Annotated in this window: 3 protein-coding genes; all 3 read left to right on the top strand. The window is 41.3% G+C overall.

Annotated features, from left to right (window positions below; all coding sequences use genetic code 11):
* Positions 1-887, top strand: an 887-nt coding sequence (locus H7254_RS10445; protein WP_301932914.1) for a glycoside hydrolase family 43 protein, incomplete at its 5' end; no start/stop codon positions are given.
* A 66-nt stretch (positions 888-953) separates the two neighbouring features.
* Positions 954-1,979 (top strand): glycoside hydrolase family 43 protein, encoded by a 1,026-nt coding sequence (locus H7254_RS10450; RefSeq protein WP_301932915.1) that lies wholly within the window; start codon positions 954-956, stop codon positions 1,977-1,979.
* A 34-nt stretch (positions 1,980-2,013) separates the two neighbouring features.
* Positions 2,014-3,055, top strand: a 1,042-nt coding sequence (locus H7254_RS10455) for a glycoside hydrolase family 43 protein (protein ID WP_301932916.1), incomplete at its 3' end; no start/stop codon positions are given.

Here is a 3,055-nt window from a genome sequence, read left to right on the forward strand (position 1 = left end):
CTTCAGGCGATAGAATAAGGGTTTGGCAAACTAAAGCGATGTCTAAATTAAGCACTGCCACCAGCCAAACTATTTGGACAAAACCTTCTATCGGGCTTAAATCACAAAATATATGGGCACCCGAACTGCATTATTTAGATGGAAAATGGTATGCCTACTATACAGCTGGTTCGTCCGCTTCTGATTTAGGTACACAACGCATGTTTGTACTTGAAAATTCATCCGCCGATCCATTACAGGGTACCTGGGCAGATAAAGGCAAATTGTTTGATCCTTCCGCAGATTTTTTTGCGATTGATGAAACTGTCTTTGAACATGGAGGAAAAAGATATTTATTATGGAGTGGCCAACAATCTGCAACAGACAGAACCCAACGAATTTACATAGCCGAAATGTCTAACCCATATACATTAAGCACTTCCCGATCCCTTATTAGTTCACCACAATTTTCGTGGGAGAGTATTGGAGCTCCGCCTGCTGTAAATGAGGGTCCTGAAATTATTAAGAACGCTGCAGGCAAAGTATTTCTTGTTTACTCTGCTTCTGGTTGCTGGACAGATGACTATTCGCTGGGTATGTTGACTTTAAAAGACGGAGGAAATCCGATGAGTGCTGCAGATTGGACAAAAACTCCTCAACCTGTATTCGCTAAAGTACCTCAAAACGGTGCTTATGGGCCGGGGCATAATGCCTTTTTTAAATCGCCTGATGGAAAAGAAGACTGGATTATTTACCATGCTAATGCTTTTGCGGGACAGGGCTGTTCAGACACCAGAAATCCACGGATGCAAAAATTTACCTGGAATGCTGATGGTACACCCAATTTTGGTCAGCCGGTGCTCATTAACACCAACATACCAAGACCATCCGGCGAGCCCGCTAATTAGCTATGACGGCCCTACGTTAGCATATATTTTATAATTTTTTCTTGATCTTTTAATGTGATGAAATTGATGAAATACGCTGTTAGTACTTTATGTTTTACTGTTCTGGTATTGGTAACAGCAGCGCAGCAAACTTTTACCAACCCTTTATTGCCCGCCGGTGCCGACCCGTGGGTTATTCAAAAAGATGGTTTTTATTATTACACGCATACCCTGGGCAATAAACTGGTAATCTGGAAAACAAAAAATATAGCGGAGATAGATAAGGCAGTATTTAAAACGGTATGGGTGCCACCGGATAGTACGCTTTATTCTAAGCAAATATGGGCTCCGGAACTTCATTTTTTAAAAGGCAAATGGTATATGTATTTTGCCGCTGATGATGGTAAAAACGCAAATCACCGGCTTTATGTAATTGAAAACTCATCACCTGATCCTCTGCAGGGCGACTGGATTTTTAAAGGACAAATTTCGGATAAGACAAATAAATGGGCCATTGATGGATCTGTTTTTAAGTACCGTGGCAAGCATTACATTACCTGGTCTGGATGGGAGGGAGATACCAACGGCCGGCAGGATATATACATTGCAAAGCTTAAAAATCCGTGGACTATAAAAGGCGCCAGGGTAAGAATATCAAGTCCGGTTTTACCCTGGGAAAAGATTGGGGACCTTAATGACGCGAACAACCCACCTCATGTGGATGTAAATGAAGGACCCCAATTTTTGGCAAATGATAAAAAATTGTTTTTAGTATATTCTGCCAGTGGCTGTTGGACCGATCAGTATGCATTGGGTATGTTACAATTTACAGGCAAAAGAAATTTGCTTGACTCCTCTGCATGGCATAAGTCAACAGAACCGGTTTTTAAACAATCCGTATCGAATAAAGTATATGCTCCTGGCCATAATTCTTTTTTTAAATCTGCCTCCGGAAAAGAGGATTGGATATTGTATCATGCCAATGCACAACCCGGGCAGGGCTGTGGCCGAAACCGTTCGCCCCGTGCTCAAAAATTTTCGTGGAATGCAGATGGAACACCCAACTTTGGCCAACCCGTAAAAGCAGGAGAGGTGCTGCAAATTCCCGAGTAGAATATTTTTAATTTACTTTATTAAACACATTGCCATGAAGAGATGCATTGCCTTGCTCACATTTGTTTTATCAATTTTTTCAACACAGGCGCAAAAATTAGTAATGCGTGGCGATCATGCCGACCCTTCAGTAGTTAAAATTGGGAGTACCTATTGGGCCAGTGCCACTTCCTCAAACTGGTTTCCCGCATACCCCTTATTACACTCGAAAGATTTGATAAACTGGAAAACAAAGGGCTATGTTTTTAATACCCTTCCTGCCTGGGCCGATTACTATTTTTGGGCGCCCGAAATATCTTACGAAAATGGAAAGGTGTACATCTATTATGCTGCACATAAAAAGGGAGGCAACTTATGTTTGGCTGTTGCCAGCGCCGATAAACCTGAAGGCCCCTATACCGATCACGGTCCATTAATGTGTGAAGTAGCAGGGTCGATTGATGCCTTTCCCATGCGGGATGAGAATGGAAAGCTGTACCTGATATGGAAGGAAGATGGTAACAGCGTAAAAAAACCGACTCCCATTTGGGCCATGGAAATGAATGAAGAAAGAACCCAACTGGTTGGGGAAAAGAAAATGTTGTTTAAAAATGAATTACCCTGGGAAAAAAAACTTGTAGAAGGAGTAAGTATGATTAGGCACGGAGATTATTACTATGCTTTTTATGCCGCTGCGGGCTGCTGCGGCAGCGGGTGCGATTATGTAACGGGTGTTGCCCGCAGTAAAAACTTATTAGGTCCGTGGGAAAAATATGAGAAGAACCCTTTACTAAAAAATAATGATAGTTGGATTTGTCCCGGTCATGGTACACCTATAGAAAAGGAGGGCAAATTTTATTTTTTATACCACGGCTACAATAAGCAAACAAATGTTTTTACAGGAAGAGAGGGTTTATTAAAAGAGTTCACATTTACCAACGATAACTGGATAGAATTTATAGAGGAACCTACTGTAGCATATAATACAAATTTTGAAATTGAAGATGAATTTAAAGGCAATAAACTCAATGACCGGTGGCAATGGAGTGTATTTCAAAATGCCGGTAAAAAAGTAAGTAAAGGCGTACTAACACTAA

The organism is Ferruginibacter sp., assembly GCF_014377975.1.
GTDB lineage: Bacteria > Bacteroidota > Bacteroidia > Chitinophagales > Chitinophagaceae > Ferruginibacter.